A 14,627-nucleotide genomic window follows, 5' to 3' on the forward strand; every position below is an offset into this window, starting at 1 on the left:
CGCGCTTCCGGCGCGCGCCCGTTATACCTGCTCTTGGCAGCGCTTGCGGAAGCGCGCTACCACTGAACAAGGGGGAAAGCGGCGCATGGCTCCATCGGGTCGTGCCTGGACAATGGCTTTGGGGTGGTCTCGCCGATCCAGCTGGTTCCGACCGGTCGGCGGCGGCTCTGGTGGGAGGCGACGACATGCTGCGGGATCAGGCCGTAACGCTGGTCGGGCGGATCTATGAGGCCGCCGCCGTTCCGGACCTTTGGCCGGACGTGCTCGACACCATCGCCCGCAACGTCAATGCCGCTGGTGCCTGCCTGTTCACGCCCGGCGGCACTGCCGCGCGCTGGATCGCTTCTCCCGCGTTCGCCGAGGACGTCAGCCGCTTCATCGCCGAAGGCTGGCTGGACCGGGATGGTTTCAACGACCGTCTGGAGGCGTCGGGCCGCACCGGCTTTGTCGGCGATCTTGATCTTTTTCATGCCGAGGAACTGGCGCGCGAGCCGGTCTATGCCGAATGGCTCTACCCGCGCGGCTTCGGCTGGGGGGCTTCCACGCTCATGCGGCTGCCCCATGAGCGCACGGTCTTCATGAATGTGGAGCGCCACTATGGCGCCGGCCCCGTGCAGGGCGAGGACATGCGCATCCTGGAGGGGCTGCATCCGCATCTCGCGCGGGCCTCCATGATTTCCACCCATCTCACGCTGGAGCGCGCCAAGGCCGCATCCAGCGCGCTGCAGATCATCTCCCTGCCGGCGGCTCTGGTACGCCCGCATGGGCGACTGGAGAGCGCCAATACGCTGTTCGAGGCGCTGATGCCGCAGGTGGTGCGGGCCTGCGATCCGGCCGTGATCCTCGCGAACGGGCAGGCTCAGGCGGCGCTGATGGATGCGCTGGCCCGCATCGAGGCGGGCGTCGGTGTCGGCCGTGCCATTCCGCTGCCGCCGCAGCCCGGCGGCGAGGCACACGTGTTCCATGTGCTGCCGGTGCGGGGGGCGGCGCGGGACGTATTCACGGCCTGCGTGGCGCTGATCCTCGCCACCCCGGTGGTGGCCCGCCCCGTGCTGCCGCCGGAACTGCTGGTGCAATTGTTCGACCTGACGCCGGCCGAGGCGCGCGTGGCCCATCGCATCGCCTCGGGGGCGACGGTGGAGGCCACCGCCGAGGTGCTGGGCGTCTCGCGCGAGACGGTGCGCTCGCAACTGAAGGCGGCGCTCGCGAAGCTGGGGCTGACCCGGCAGGCGGAGTTGGTGGGCCTGCTGGCGGCGGCCGCGCCACGCTTCGGCAGCCGGCCGCCGGAACGCTGATCAGGGTCGGAAGCGGAGAGACGGTCAGGCGGTCAGGCGGTGAAGGGCGGCAGGGATTTTGCCTTTTCCAGCACCTGTTTCACGGTGGGCTCACCGGCCACCGCCCGTCGCAGGGCGAGCTTGGTGGCTTCATAGTTGAATGCCTGGATCTTGGCCTCGTCCGCCGCCTGCCAGTGAATGAACACGCCGGCCGCGATGAAGAGGTCGTCGGCTTCATCTTCCGGGATCACGCCCTCTGCCACCGAATCCACCACCGCGCGGGCCACCGCATACTGGGCCGGGCCGAACATCTGCGCCGCCTGCCGGGCGCCGCGGATCACCACCTTGTTGAACAGGACGGTGTTGGGCTTGGCGAGGACGTTGGGTTCCAGAATGGCGAGCAGCGTGGTGAAGCCGTCCTTGTTGTTGGTGAGAGCGGTCACGAAGGCGGTCTCGGCCGCCGAACCGCGCGGACCGATCACGAGGTCGATATGGGCGACCTCATTGCCTTCTCCCACCATGGCCTCGCCGGCCATCATCTTCGTAATCTTCACCAGCCCGCTCCAAACGCCACCCGGACCGCCACCATTGCAGCCGGGCACGGCAGGTCTAAAGGGATTCCAGACACAAATTAAGAGGGGTGTCGCAGGGGACCTTCAGAGAAGGTTTCGGAGCAGCTTCCTGGATCGGATGGATTCGACCTGATCCGATCCGCCTCTGGAGCATGTCCGGCTTTGATTGCTTCGCAGTCCAAGCGACAAGACAGCCTCCATCAATGCGTTGGAGTGTTTCCGTGTTTCCATGGAACACGGAAACACTCTAGCGCACCTCGAAGGGCAGGTTGCCGGTGGCGGCAGCGCCCCGACCGTCGCGCACGGTGACGAACAGGCGGTAGCGGCCCGGCTCCAGCCCATAGACCTTCACGCTGGTGGGCGTGGCGTCGTGAATCGCCTCGCGGAAGGTGGGAGGCACCGGCTCCAGATCGCCGCCGACGCCGCGCACGCTGGTCTCACCCATCACCTTCCACTCCACCTTCAGCGCATCGCCGTCGGGATCGGTGGCGCCCAGCGTGGCGCTGGTGCCGGTGCGCGCCTCGACGCCAGACGGCCCGTTGAGGCGCAGGGTCATGATGCGCGGCGCATGGTTGCCGCTTGGCACCGTGCCGCCGAAGGCGTCGGCCATCACCTGCACGGTCTCGGTCCATTCGCCGGTGGGCGTGAACAGGCTGTGCCAGGTGGGCGTCACTTCCTGCTTCTGCCCCCACAGGAAGGGCAGGGCCGCCACCTTCTGCGCCTTCAGGGCAGCGAGGTAGCGTTGCATCTTGTCCGCCTTCTCGGTGCTGTTGGGCTCCACGGGGGCGCCCCACGGCGTATGGGCGGCGGTCCACTGGCCGATGGCGCCCATCTCGGTGATGACGATGGGGCCGGTCCAGCCCTGCGCGCGGGCGCGGGGCACGATGGTGAGCAGGCTGTCGCCATAGGCATTCAGCCCCAGCACGTCCACGGATGGGGCGGCACGCTTGAGGGCTGCCACCTTGTCCTGACCGGCATCGGCCAGAACGGTCATGACGGGATGGTCAGGATCGAGCGACTTGGTGAGCTTGGCGGCCTGCTCGATGCCGGCCCACACCGCTTCCGACTGGGCGGGGGAGAGTTCGGTCTCCACCTCATTGCCGATGCCCCACATGAGCAGGGCCGGATGGGTGCGATAGCGCTCCACCATCTTGCGCAGATTATCGAGCTGGGCCTGTACGGCGGGAGGATTGCCATAGTCGAATCCGCGCCGGGGATGTTCCATCCAGAAGCCGACGATCACCTTCAGGCCGGCCCTCTGGGCGGCATCGAGAATCTCGCCCGGCTCCTCGCCATAGGTACGGATCACCTTGGCGCCGATGCCCTTCAGCTCGGCGAGACGGCTGGCGCCGGCGGCGCCGTTGGCGAGGAAGGGTTTGCCGTCCAGCAGGATCTCCGTGCCGCGCACGCTCACGCCTGCCGCCTGTGCCGGGGTGGCGATGCCGATGAGACCGGCCGCCGCGAGCGCGATGCACGCACGGGCAGTCCCGGACGCCAGAATGGAGCGGACGAGCGGGCGGCGCGGACGGACGGCAAGGACGGGGACTGACAAGGCGTCTGGCTCCTGAGGATCCGCAGCGGGAACAGGTCGCCAAGGCGGCCCGGACCCGAAGCACACGACATTTGATCCATGACGCCGGGCATAGTGGCGGGTCAAGCCGTCATTAAGGCGAGGGGACTTTCCCGTATCCCGGATGGGGAACCGGCCGGCACCGCGCTGCGTCCTCCCAGCGGAGGCAACAGGGCTCCGTCGGCCGGCTCGATCCCAAATATGGCTTTCCGGCCCGGGGCCCGCACACGAGAGAAGTTTTGGAGGCGGATTCGCGGATCAGATTTCCATCTGGTCCGATCCGGCTCTAAGGAAAGACCCTGACACAGCTGAAGGGATTGCTCCGGCATGTTCGTGCTTGCCCATTTGTCCGACCCGCACCTCGGCCCCATTCCCGAGGCGCGCCTGTCGGAACTGCTCGGCAAACGCTTCTTCGGCATGATGAACTGGATCGGTGCCCGGCGGCGCAACTTCGGCGCCTCCACGCTGGCTCCGCTGATGGCGGATCTGGCCGATCAGCATCCCGACCATATCGCCGTGACAGGCGACCTCGTGAACGTCAGCCTGCCGGCCGAGTTCGACACCGGGGCCACCTTCCTCGCCTCGCTGGGCACGCCGGACAAGGTGTCGGTCATCCCCGGCAATCACGATGCCTATGTGCGCTCGGCGCTGAAATATCATCTGGAGCGCTGGGCGCCCTTCCTCGCCGGTGACGACACCCATCCCGACACGCCTTTGGACGTGGCGTCCTTTCCCTATGTGCGTCGGCGCGGGCCGGTGGCGCTGGTGGGCGTCTCCACCGCCATCCCCACTGCCGTGTTCCTGGCCAGCGGCAAGGCTGGCAAGGCGCAGCGCGCGCGCCTCGCCGCCCTCCTGCGCCAGTTGAAGGAGGAAGGGCTGTTCCGTGTGGTGATGATCCACCACCCGCCCGTGGGCGAGCGCCATTCCCATCGTGACCTGCGGGACGCGGAGGAGGTGCGTGCGGTGCTGGCGGCGGAAGGGGCGGAACTGGTGCTGCATGGGCACGACCACCGCGCCTCATTGTCCTACGTGCCGGGGCCAGGCGGTGCGCGCATTCCCGTGGTTGGCGTGCCCTCTGCGTCGGCAGGGCCGGAGGATGGCCGTGGCGCAGGCCGTTACAATCTCTATCGCATCTCGGGTGAGCCGGGGGCGTGGAATTGCCTGATGGAATGCCGGGGCTACCAGAAGGGGCTGGCCGATGTCGCTTTGCGTGACAGCCGGGAACTTCTTGGCGAGACGCGCGCCGTTCCGGCCTGATTTGCGTAATTGAGATGATTTGTCTCTGTTATTAACCGTATTGATTTTTCAATTTACTGAATCATTTCCAAAATGTAATGTAGATGAATGTACATTAATGTGTCTAATTGTTTCCGTATCTACATTACGGAAGTTTAAGTTGAGTATTGAGGGGTGGTGCGCGACGCTCAACTCATCCTTGAAGGAGGAGTGAGTGATGAAGAAGACGCTTTTCGCCGCCACCGCCGCCGCTTTGATTGCCGGCTCCGTCGCCAGCTATGCGGCCAACACCGCTGCTCCTGCCGCCACCCCCGCGGCCGCCACCGAGCAGGGCCAGAAGCCCGAGCGCTGGCGCCCGAGCCCGGCCGACCGCGCGGCGCTGACCGACGCCCGCATCGCGGCCCTGAAGACTGGCCTCAAGCTGACCCCCGATCAGGACAAGCTGTGGCCGGGTGTCGAGACCGCGCTGCGTGACGTGGCGAAGGACCGGGCCGACCGCATGGCGGCCTTCCGCGCCGAGCGCAAGGCCGATCGGGAGCAGGGCGCCAAGCCCGATCCCATCGAGCGGATGCGCGCGCGGGCCGACGCCATGACCGCCCGCGCGGCGGACCTGAAGAAGATCGCCGATGCCGCCGAGCCGCTCTACAAGACGCTGGACGACGGCCAGAAGCATCGCCTCCAGATCCTGCTGCATCAGGATGGCCCGCGCGGTCCCGGTGGCCCGCGTGGCGATCATGGCCCGCGCCGCGGTTGAGTGACCGGCGCCCCGCCCTCGGGCGGGGCGCCTTCATTTGAGGCTAAGCGTATGAGCGCTGCTTATGCTTCGATTGATGAATATTGATTATTCGCAAGGCTGGCTTGGTTTATAACGGGTCCGTGAGCTGCCGCTGCGTCGGCGCTGACCGGATTCGCTCGGGTCCCAATCTCGGGTGTTCCACCGCCCAGAACACAGGGTAGAGGCCATTTCCGGAAGCTTGCCATGGCAGGCCCGGTTACGGCGCTCCCCAAGGACCCGCCCAAGGACCGCCCCAATGAGCGCCACCCCCTCCAAAGCCGCCACCTCAGGTCGCGCCATTCCGGCGGGCCTGATCGTCGTTGCCGGCTGCCTCATCGCCATGCTGACCTTCGGGCCGCGCTCCGCCGCCGGCCTGTTCCTGCTGCCCATGTCCAACGACTATGGCTGGGGCCGCGACGTGTTCGGCCTCGCCATCGCCATCCAGAACCTGCTCTGGGGGCTGGGCTCGCCCTTCGCCGGCGCCTTCGCCGACCGCTATGGCGCGATCCGCGTGCTGTGCGGCGGCGCCATCCTCTATGCCGCCGGTCTGGTGCTCATGGCCTATGCCTCCTCGCCGCTGGTGCTGCATTTGAGCGCTGGCGTGATGGTGGGCTTCGGCCTCTCCGCCTGCTCGTTCAACCTCGTGCTCGCCGCTTTCGGCAAGCTGCTGCCGGAGCGCTGGCGCTCCATGGGCTTCGGCGCCGGCACGGCGGCGGGCTCGTTCGGCCAGTTCCTGTTCCCGCCGCTGGCCGCCGGCCTCATCGACAGCGTGGGGTGGCAGGAGACGCTGATCGTGTTCGGCGTCACCATGCTCCTCGTCATGCCGTTGTCGCTGGCGCTGGCCACGCGCGGCAACAAGGATGCCCCGCGCGCCACCGATCTGCCGAACCAGAGCATCGCCGGGGCGCTGTCGGAGGCCATGCGGCATCCCAGCTACATCATGCTGGTGCTGGGCTTCTTCACCTGCGGCTTCCAGCTCGCCTTCATCACCGTTCACATGCCCGCCTATCTGGTGGACAAGGGCATCTCCTCCACGGTGGGCGCCACCACGCTGGCGCTGATCGGCCTCGCCAACATGGTGGGCTCGCTCTCGGCCGGCTGGCTCTCGACACGCATGTCGCGCAAGTGGCTGCTGGCCTGGATCTATTTCGGGCGCGGCATCGCCATTGCGGTGTTCATCATGCTGCCGGTGACGCCGCTCTCCTGCATGGTGTTCGGCGTGGCCATGGGCCTGCTCTGGCTCTCCACGGTGCCGCCCACCTCGGGGCTGGTGATGCTGATGTTCGGCACCCGCTACATGGCGATGCTCTATGGCTTCGTCTTCTTCTCCCACCAGGTGGGCAGCTTCCTCGGCGTCTGGCTCGGCGGCGTGCTCTATGTGCGCACCGGCTCCTATGATGTGGTGTGGTGGCTGTCGGTGGCGCTCTCCATCGCCTCGGCGGTGGTGAACCTGCCCATCAAGGAGAAGCCGGTCCACCGTCCCGTAACGACCGTGGTGTAGGGCGCGACTTTCCGATCACAGGCGCGGCCAAAATCAAGCGTGGCCGCGCCTCCGCACGCCGATACGGCCTGATGAACTTGACATGCGGCCATGGGTGCAGTGCATCGTTCTGTTAACCATCGGCGATTAAAACAGCACCCATGCGAAGCATCCTTCTCGCCGCCGCAGCGTTCACCCTTGCTGGTGTCGGTGCGGCCTCGGCACAGACCCTTTCCCCGGAGCAGGCCAAGGCCTTCGTGGTCGGCCGGAGCTTCGCGTTCACCTGCTTTGAGGGCACCCGGGGCGCCGGGCGCATCTTCGCCGACGGCTCCGTCGCCGGTACGCTGACCATGCGTTCGCAGGGCATCGCCCGCTACGTGCGCCTGCCGCCGAACACGGTGCGGGTGCGTGAGGAAAACGTGTGCGGCTATATCGAGGGCATGACCTTCGAGCCCTGCTTCACGGTGATCAAGACCAGCCCGACCACCTTCCGTGGCACGCTGGCGGGCGTGGACACCATGTGGTGCGAGTTCGTGCGCGAAGGCGGCTCCGATCGTCCGCGCGTGGCGTCCCGCCGCAAGCAGCACAAGGAAGAGAGCTCGAGCGCCGTCACCGCCGAGAGCGCCGCCGAATAATCCGTGACGCGCCCATAAGGCCGCGCTCCATGAGGCCGAACCCATGAGTCTTCGGCCTCTCATCCGGAAACTGCGCTACGGGCTGCGGGATGCGGCCTTCGTCCTGTTTCCCGGGCCTGTCTCCCGCAAGCGCGCCACCAAGGCGGCCCGCGAGATGCAGCGGCGGGCCGAGGGCCAGCGCGACCCCGCCTATCGTCCCGCTCTGTCCGATCTGCCGCCCGCGCCGCCCGCCTCCGTGCGCTGGGTGGCGCTTTATGTGGATGCGACGGACGCGGCCTTCTGGGAAAAGACGGAGGCGGCAACGCCCCGCTTCCTGCGCCACGTCCAGCCTGATCTGCCCGAGACATCCGGTGCCTATGATCCCGCCATCGCCCCGCTGGAGCGGCAGGTGGCGCTGGCGCGCGCCCACGGCATCGACGCCTTCTGCTTTGTGGGCGCGCCGGGCGGCGAACTGCCCGCCGCCCTGCGCCAGCTCCATGCGGATCCGGACCTCGACATCTCCTTCTGCCTGCTGGCGGACGGCCCCTTGCCCGCGCCGACCCCGGCTCTGCTGGAGGCGCTGGCCGATCCGCGCTGGCTCACGGTGGACGGCAAGCCGCTGGTGGGCACCCGCGCCCCCGATGTCGCCGGCATCGGCGCCTTTCAGGCAGCGGTGCAGGACCATCTCGGGCGGGAGGCCTTCCTGTTCGAGACCGAAACGGGGCAGGGCACGCTGACGGCGGGGATCTCGGCGGCGGTGCAACTGCCGCCCGAAGCGTTGCCTGACGTGGGCACGCCCCGGCGCATCGAGCCGGTCAGCCGGGCGTTTGCCGGGCGCGTGGACGAGCAACTCCGCCTCGCTGCCGCCGCCATGACGGCCGCCCGCGCGGCGCAGGTGCCGCTCTTTCCCGGCGTGGCGGTGTGCTATGACGACACGCCGCTGAAGGGCGATGCGGGCCGCGTGATGGTGGCCGCCGATCCGGCTGATGGCTTCGCCCGCTGGTTGTCCGAGGCGGCAGCCTTCGCCGAAGCGCGGCCGGTGGCGGATGCCCGCCTCGTCTTCCTGAACGCCTGGAACGACTGGCCGCACGGCGCCCATCTGGAGCCCGGCCAGCGGCTCGGCCACGGGTCTTTGCGCGCGGCGCTCAGCGTCCGCGCGCCCTATGAACTGCGCGCGGAAACCGGGCGCAGCGTGGTGCCGACGGTGCCGGTGCGTCCGGACAGCGTGGCGCGGGTGGTGCACGGCTTCTATCCGGAGCTGTTGCCACGCCTCGTCATCGGGTGCGACCCGAAAACCCTCTATGTCACCACCCCGCCGGACAAGGCTGAGGCGGTCGCCGCCATGCTCGCCACCGTGGCGCCGGGGGCGAACCTGCGCGTCACCGAGAACCGGGGGCGGGACGTCCTGCCTTTCCTGACGCTGCTGCCGGAGCTGCATCAGGCGGGCTTCGAATACGTGCTGAAGGTCCACACCAAGCGCAGCCCGCATCAGGGCAAGCAAGGGCAGGATTGGCTGGAGCAGCTCTCCGGCCCGCTGCTGCGGCTCGACCGGGACGGCGGGCTGGCGCGCGCCTTCGCGGCCCATCCCGGCATGGGCATGCTGGGAGCGCAGGATCATGTGCTGGATGGGGCCGCCTATGCGGGGACCGCCGGCAATGGGGCCTGGCTCCGGCGCCTGTGCCGCGAGGCGGGTCTGCCGGCATGGACGCCCGCGCCTTATGTGGCCGGCACCATGTTCGCGGCGAGGCTGTCGCTGTTTGCACCGCTGCTGGCCATGCCGCATCTCGCCGAGCTGTTCGAGCCGGACATGGGCCTCACCGACGGGACGCTCGCCCATGCCTTCGAGCGCTTCTTTGGTGTGCTGGCGGCATCGGCCGGGCAAAGCATCGGTACCATCGCGAACGATGGCGCCCTCACGCCCGCCGCCGCGCCGGTGACGACGCGCTATGTGTTTGCGCCCCACGATGGGGAATGAACGGCCCCGCCGCTTGCTTGGCCCCGCGCGGGCACGCTAGAGCCGGATCGCATCGGACTGGCACAGTCTGATGCGTGAATCCGCCTCTGAAGCGTTATTAGAGAACGTTTTTCGCCCCGGATTGCGTTGCAATCCGGGGCGAACGTGCTCTAGAGCAGGATTAACAGCCGCCACGTGCGGTTCTCTTTTTTCAAGGCACGGCCTCAGGCCCGTTCCGCCGTTCCCGCCGCCAGCAAGGAACCCCGCATGGACAAGACGACGGCCCGCCATCTCGATCCCATGAGCGATGCGGCCATCGCGGCCAGTGTCACCCCCGAGCCCATCGAGGCGGTGGGCGCGCGGCTCGGCATTCCGGCGGATGCGCTCTATCGCTACGGGCCGCACAAGGCGAAGCTGTCGCTCGACTACATCAAGGGGCTGGAAGACAAGCCCGCCGGCAAGCTGATCCTCGTCACCGCCATCAGCCCGACGCCGGCCGGCGAGGGCAAGACCACCACCACCATCGGCCTCGGCGATGCCCTGAACCGCATCGGCGCCAAGACCGCCGTGTGCCTGCGTGAGCCGTCGCTGGGCCCGTGCTTCGGCGCCAAGGGTGGCGCCACCGGCGGCGGTCATTCGCAGATCGTGCCCATGCAGGACATCAACCTGCATTTCACCGGCGATCTGCATGCCATCGGCGCCGCGCACAATCTGCTCTCCGCGCTGATCGACAATCACATCTACTGGGGCAATGCCCTCGACATCGACGTGCGCCGCATCGCCTGGAAGCGGGTGGTCGATCTCAACGATCGCGCGCTGCGCTCCATCGTGGTCGGTCTGGGTGGTGCTGCTAACGGTTTCCCGCGCGAGGACGGGTTCGACATCACGGTGGCCAGCGAGGTGATGGCCATCTTCTGCCTCTCGCGCACGCTGGAGGAACTGGAGGAGCGCCTGTCCCGCATGGTGGTGGCGCAGACGCGGGGCAAGGCCATCGTGCGCGCAGAGGCGCTGAAGGGCATCGGCTCCATGGTGGCGCTGCTGCGCGACGCCTTCCAGCCGAACCTCGTGCAGACCATGGAGCACACCCCGGCCTTCGTGCATGGCGGTCCCTTCGCCAATATCGCCCATGGCTGCAATTCGGTGATCGCCACCCGCTCGGCCCTGCGCCTTGCGGACTATGTGGTGACGGAAGCCGGCTTCGGCGCCGATCTGGGCGCGGAGAAGTTTCTCGATATCAAGTGCCGGCAGGCGGGCCTTGCCCCCAACGTTGCCGTGGTGGTGGCGACCGTGCGGGCGCTGAAGATGCACGGCGGCGTCGGCCTGAAGGAACTGGTCAACGAGGACGTGGCCGCCGTGAAGCAGGGCGCCGCCAATCTGCGCCGCCACGTGGAGAACATGCAGAAGTTCGGCGTGCCGGTGGTGGTGGCGCTCAACCGCTTCCTGTCCGACACCCCGGCGGAAGTGGAGGCCGTGCGCGGCGTGCTGAGCGACCTCGGCGTCAATGTGCACGTCTGCAGCCACTGGGCCGATGGCGGCAAGGGCGCGGAAGAGCTGGCACATGAGGTGAAGAACCTGGCCGAAAAGCCCAGCGCCTTCCATCCGCTCTATTCGGACGACCTGCGCCTGTCCGCCAAGATCGAGACCATCGCCCGCGAGATCTATCGCGCCGGCGAGGTGGTGTTCACGCCCGAGGCCACACGCCGTCTGGCGGAGCTGGAAGCGCAGGGGTTCGGCCATCTGCCGGTCTGCATGGCCAAGACCCAGTACAGTTTCTCCGCCGATCCCAAGCTGCGCAACGCGCCTTCCGGCCACGTGCTGCCGGTGCGCGAGGTGCGCCTCTCGGCGGGTGCGGGCTTCGTGGTGGCGCTGACCGGCGACGTCATGACCATGCCGGGCCTGCCGTCGGTGCCGGCGGCCGAGCATATCTTCGTCGATGCGGACGGGGTGATCGGCGGGCTCTCCTGAGCCCGCTCAACCCTTAATCCCGCGACAGACCCTTCTCGGTCAACGCTTCGAGATAGGCGCCGAAGCGCGCCTCCTCCTCCTCGCCCATGGCGCGCAGCACCGGCCAGGCATAGATGCCTGTGGAATGGCCGTCGTCGAACATGGGGCGGATGGCATAGCTGCCCACCGGGTGAAGTTCGGTGATCTTCACCCGCCGCTTGCCCGGCACCGTCACTTTCTCGTGCGGCGCATGGCCCTGCACTTCGGCGGAGGGGCTCTCCACGCGCAGGTATTCGGCGGAGAGCGTGAAGCTCTTGCCGTCATCGAAAGTGATGGTGAGAGCGGATTTGTCCGGCGCCAGCCGCAGTTCGCGGGGCCAGTTGGCGGCATCGGCATTGGCGTCGGTAGTCATGATCCGTCTCCCTCACCGCCCTTATGGCCGATCGCACGGCGATCTCAAGCCGGCGCCCTACCAATCTGCACCTTGCATACGATATAAGGAGGATGCCGAAGCCGGCGCCAGACCGGGCGGCGGAGGAAATGGTGAGCGAAGGAAGAGGTGGCGTGGTGTTTGCGACCCGCGATCTGACCGACCGCGGCGGCGGCGGTTCAGCAACGGCCCTGGGGCCGCTGGTGGATACGTTCGGCCGTGCCGTGAGCTATCTGCGCGTGTCGGTGACGGACCGCTGCGATTTTCGCTGCGTCTATTGCATGTCCGAGCACATGACCTTCCTGCCGAAGCCCGACCTGCTGACGCTGGAAGAGCTGGACCGGCTCTGCTCCGCCTTCATCAATCGCGGCGTGCGCAAGCTGCGCCTCACCGGCGGCGAACCGCTGGTGCGCCGGGACGTGATGACCCTGTTCCGCTCTTTGTCGCGCCATCTGGAGACGGGGCGTCTCGAAGAACTCACCGTCACCACCAACGGCTCGCAGCTCGCCCGCTATGCGGCGGATCTGGCCGCCTGCGGCGTAAAGCGCATCAACGTCTCTATCGACACGCTGGATGCGGACAAGTTCCGCGCCATCACCCGCTGGGGCGACCTCGGTAAGGTGCTTGATGGCGTAAAGGCCGCGCAGAAGGCCGGCATCCGCGTGAAGATCAACGCGGTGGCGCTGAAGGACGTGAACGAGCACGAGATCGGCTCCATGATGGAATGGGCCCATGGCGAAGGCCATGACCTCTCCCTCATCGAGGTGATGCCGCTCGGCGAGGTGGGCGCGGAGCGCGTTGACCAGTATCTGCCGCTATCCAGGGTGCGCGAGCAGCTCTCCGAGCGCTACACCCTCATTGACATCGACTACCGCACCGGCGGCCCCGCCCGCTACATGCAGGTGAAGGAGACGGGCGGCCGTCTCGGCTTCATCACGCCTCTGACCCACAATTTCTGCGAGGGCTGCAACCGGGTGCGCGTCACCTGCACCGGTACGCTCTACATGTGCCTCGGCCAGGAGGACGCAGCCGACCTGCGCAGCCCGCTCCGCGCCAGTCCGGATGACGGCGTGCTGCAGGCGGCCATCGACTCGGCCATCTTCCGCAAGCCCAAGGGCCACGACTTCATCATCGACCGCCAGACCCGCCAGCCGGCGGTGCATCGTCACATGAGTACCACTGGCGGTTAACGACCGTTCGGCATTACGGCGGGGAAATGGCGGGGCCATGCCCGGCACGCCGAGCTTTGCTTTTTGCCCGGCGATTTACGCAACGGATGCCGCGCGTCAATTGCGCTACATCTTGTTCCAGAGCCGGATCGGACAGATTGTTTCAATCTGACCCGTGAATCCGTCCCTCAAAGTTCTGTCAGAGACCGTTTCAAGTTTGATCGCATCAGACCGGATGGGCTCTGGAGGAAATTGCCCGGAACGAGGCTGTCGTGTTGGCGTGCGAGATGGGTCCCCGTTCGGGGCCGGTGGCGTTTGTAGCGCAGAAGGGCGTGCGGTGATGAACCCGGCCTCTTCCATGCGCGGCCTGCTGGCGATGCTGTTCGCCATGGCCTGCTTCATCACCAATGACACGCTGATCAAGATCGCGGTCGCCGATTTCCCCGTCGGCGAGGTGCTGGCGATCCGTTCCGTCTTCGCCGCCCTGCTCCTGACCGCGCTCATCGTCTGGAACGGCGAGTTCGCCTTCGTGCGGCAGGCGCTGGACAAGCGCATCATGCTGCGCTCCGGCCTCGATGCGGGGACCACCTTCGCCTACGTGATGGGCCTCGCCGTGCTGCCCATCGCCACCTCCACCACCATCTACATGGCCGCCCCGCTCATCACCACGGCGCTCTGCGTGCCGCTGCTGGGCGAGAAGGTCGGCCCCAAGCGCTGGTGCGCCATCGTCATCGGCTTCATGGGCGCCGTCATCGTTACCCGGCCCGAGCCTTCCACCTTCAACGCCATGGCCATCCTGCCCTTCATTTCGGCCATCTGCGGCTCGGTCCGGGATATCGGCACCCGCAGCATCAGCAATGCGGTGCCCGGCTCCGTTGTGGCGCTGGCGAGCGCCGTCATGCTCGGCTTCGTCGGCCTCGTGTTCTCGGCCTGGGAGCCGTGGGCGATGCCGAGTTTCAAGATGCTGGCGCTGGTGCTCGGCGCGGGCACGGCCTTCGCCATCGGCAATCTGGCGCTGATCCACGCCTTCCGGAATGCGCCGGTGGCCGTCATCTCGCCCCTGCGCTACGCGCTGGTACCCGGCGCTCTGTTCTCCAGCATCGTCGTGTTCGGCGTGTATCCGGATGCCTGGGCGAGCGTGGGCACCATTCTTGTGGTGGGCGCAGGCCTCTATTCCATCCAGAGCGAAGCCCGCCGCAGCCGGGCTGATCGCCGTGCCGCCCGTGCCGCGGCCTCGGCCAGCGGCACCCTGCCGGCCGGTGCGCCGCTGGCGGGGGCTGTCGCCCGCGCGCCGCAGAACGACTGAAGGGTCTCAGTCCTTCGGGCGGGCGGTCTCGTCCGCCGTTCCGCTCGCCTGCGCGCGCGGCCGGTAGGCACCGGTGGCCGGGTCGCGTTCGAGCGGCGTCGGTGCCGGCTCGGTGCCGTCCTCAGGCCGCTGCTTGTCCAGAATGTCGTTCACCCGCCGGTTCTCGGTGGCGATGAACTTGGTGAGCGCGGCGGCCCCGAGGGCGCCGAGCGCGACCATCAGATAGGGAGGCAGCATGGTTCTCCTCGCAGCCTTTCTTTCGCGGAAGGTGCCGCGTCCGCATTGTCCCCGACGCTGAAGGCC

Annotated in this window: 13 protein-coding genes; 9 read left to right on the forward strand and 4 right to left on the reverse strand. The window is 67.6% G+C overall.

All coding sequences use genetic code 11. From position 1 onward, the window contains the following. Positions 1–185: 185 nt before the first annotated feature. On the forward strand, positions 186–1,295 hold the full coding sequence (locus IEW24_RS27795; protein ID WP_188584181.1) for a helix-turn-helix transcriptional regulator: 1,110 nt from the start codon (positions 186–188) through the stop codon (positions 1,293–1,295). A gap of 32 nt (positions 1,296–1,327) precedes the next feature. Here IEW24_RS27795 and fae read toward each other — a convergent pair whose 3' ends face one another. Further along, on the reverse strand, positions 1,328–1,831 hold the full coding sequence (fae, locus tag IEW24_RS27800) for a formaldehyde-activating enzyme (protein WP_188584243.1): 504 nt from the start codon (positions 1,829–1,831) through the stop codon (positions 1,328–1,330). Between the two features lie 262 nt (positions 1,832–2,093). Beyond that, positions 2,094–3,398, reverse strand: coding sequence for a glycoside hydrolase family 2 TIM barrel-domain containing protein (locus IEW24_RS27805; RefSeq protein WP_244644711.1), 1,305 nt, complete (start codon positions 3,396–3,398; stop codon positions 2,094–2,096). 345 nt (positions 3,399–3,743) lie between these two features. Here IEW24_RS27805 and IEW24_RS27810 point away from each other — a divergent pair, with 345 nt between their 5' ends. From IEW24_RS27810 to IEW24_RS27835, 6 genes are all read left to right on the forward strand, one after another. After that, positions 3,744–4,673: a metallophosphoesterase family protein gene (locus IEW24_RS27810; RefSeq protein ID WP_188584182.1), complete on the forward strand. Its 930-nt coding sequence runs from the start codon at positions 3,744–3,746 to the stop codon at positions 4,671–4,673. A 196-nt stretch (positions 4,674–4,869) separates the two neighbouring features. Then, on the forward strand, positions 4,870–5,406 hold the full coding sequence (locus IEW24_RS27815; RefSeq protein WP_188584183.1) for a Spy/CpxP family protein refolding chaperone: 537 nt from the start codon (positions 4,870–4,872) through the stop codon (positions 5,404–5,406). A gap of 277 nt (positions 5,407–5,683) precedes the next feature. Beyond that, positions 5,684–6,928, forward strand: coding sequence for an MFS transporter (locus IEW24_RS27820; protein WP_188584184.1), 1,245 nt, complete (start codon positions 5,684–5,686; stop codon positions 6,926–6,928). 140 nt (positions 6,929–7,068) lie between these two features. After that, the gene (locus IEW24_RS27825; RefSeq protein WP_188584185.1) at positions 7,069–7,542 is read left to right on the forward strand and encodes a hypothetical protein; all 474 of its coding nucleotides are present in this window, start codon (positions 7,069–7,071) and stop codon (positions 7,540–7,542) included. A gap of 43 nt (positions 7,543–7,585) precedes the next feature. Next, positions 7,586–9,496, forward strand: coding sequence for a glycoside hydrolase family 99-like domain-containing protein (locus tag IEW24_RS27830; protein WP_188584186.1), 1,911 nt, complete (start codon positions 7,586–7,588; stop codon positions 9,494–9,496). A gap of 246 nt (positions 9,497–9,742) precedes the next feature. Then, on the forward strand, positions 9,743–11,440 hold the full coding sequence (locus tag IEW24_RS27835) for a formate--tetrahydrofolate ligase (RefSeq protein WP_188584187.1): 1,698 nt from the start codon (positions 9,743–9,745) through the stop codon (positions 11,438–11,440). Between the two features lie 13 nt (positions 11,441–11,453). On the opposite strand, the gene IEW24_RS27840 is transcribed toward IEW24_RS27835, so the two are convergent. Next, the gene (locus tag IEW24_RS27840; RefSeq protein WP_188584188.1) at positions 11,454–11,831 is read right to left on the reverse strand and encodes a gamma-butyrobetaine hydroxylase family protein; all 378 of its coding nucleotides are present in this window, start codon (positions 11,829–11,831) and stop codon (positions 11,454–11,456) included. A gap of 173 nt (positions 11,832–12,004) precedes the next feature. On the opposite strand from IEW24_RS27840, the gene moaA reads away from it, so the two are divergent. Both moaA and IEW24_RS27850 read left to right on the forward strand, forming a co-directional pair. Continuing rightward, positions 12,005–13,039, forward strand: a complete 1,035-nt coding sequence (moaA, locus tag IEW24_RS27845; protein ID WP_244644716.1) for a GTP 3',8-cyclase MoaA — start codon at positions 12,005–12,007, stop codon at positions 13,037–13,039. Between the two features lie 319 nt (positions 13,040–13,358). Further along, positions 13,359–14,324, forward strand: a complete 966-nt coding sequence (locus IEW24_RS27850; RefSeq protein ID WP_188584189.1) for a DMT family transporter — start codon at positions 13,359–13,361, stop codon at positions 14,322–14,324. Positions 14,325–14,330: 6 nt separating this feature from the next. Here IEW24_RS27850 and IEW24_RS27855 read toward each other — a convergent pair whose 3' ends face one another. Continuing rightward, complete coding sequence (locus IEW24_RS27855; RefSeq protein WP_244644712.1) at positions 14,331–14,561, reverse strand: hypothetical protein; 231 nt, start codon at positions 14,559–14,561, stop codon at positions 14,331–14,333. Positions 14,562–14,627: the final 66 nt, after the last annotated feature.

It is taken from the genome of Azorhizobium oxalatiphilum (assembly GCF_014635325.1).
Taxonomy (GTDB): domain Bacteria; phylum Pseudomonadota; class Alphaproteobacteria; order Rhizobiales; family Xanthobacteraceae; genus Azorhizobium; species Azorhizobium oxalatiphilum.

What these genes read in the sequence shown, in the direction of transcription:
- IEW24_RS27795 (WP_188584181.1), top strand. Translation starts at nt 186, where the DNA reads ATGCTGCGGGATCAGGCCGTAACGCTGGTCGGGCGGATCTATGAGGCC.
- IEW24_RS27810 (WP_188584182.1), top strand. Translation starts at nt 3,744, where the DNA reads ATGTTCGTGCTTGCCCATTTGTCCGACCCGCACCTCGGCCCCATTCCC.
- IEW24_RS27815 (WP_188584183.1), top strand. Translation starts at nt 4,870, where the DNA reads ATGAAGAAGACGCTTTTCGCCGCCACCGCCGCCGCTTTGATTGCCGGC.
- IEW24_RS27820 (WP_188584184.1), top strand. Translation starts at nt 5,684, where the DNA reads ATGAGCGCCACCCCCTCCAAAGCCGCCACCTCAGGTCGCGCCATTCCG.
- IEW24_RS27825 (WP_188584185.1), top strand. Translation starts at nt 7,069, where the DNA reads ATGCGAAGCATCCTTCTCGCCGCCGCAGCGTTCACCCTTGCTGGTGTC.
- IEW24_RS27830 (WP_188584186.1), top strand. Translation starts at nt 7,586, where the DNA reads ATGAGTCTTCGGCCTCTCATCCGGAAACTGCGCTACGGGCTGCGGGAT.
- IEW24_RS27835 (WP_188584187.1), top strand. Translation starts at nt 9,743, where the DNA reads ATGGACAAGACGACGGCCCGCCATCTCGATCCCATGAGCGATGCGGCC.
- IEW24_RS27840 (WP_188584188.1), bottom strand. Translation starts at nt 11,831, where the DNA reads ATGACTACCGACGCCAATGCCGATGCCGCCAACTGGCCCCGCGAACTG.
- IEW24_RS27850 (WP_188584189.1), top strand. Translation starts at nt 13,359, where the DNA reads ATGAACCCGGCCTCTTCCATGCGCGGCCTGCTGGCGATGCTGTTCGCC.
- IEW24_RS27855 (WP_244644712.1), bottom strand. Translation starts at nt 14,561, where the DNA reads ATGCTGCCTCCCTATCTGATGGTCGCGCTCGGCGCCCTCGGGGCCGCC.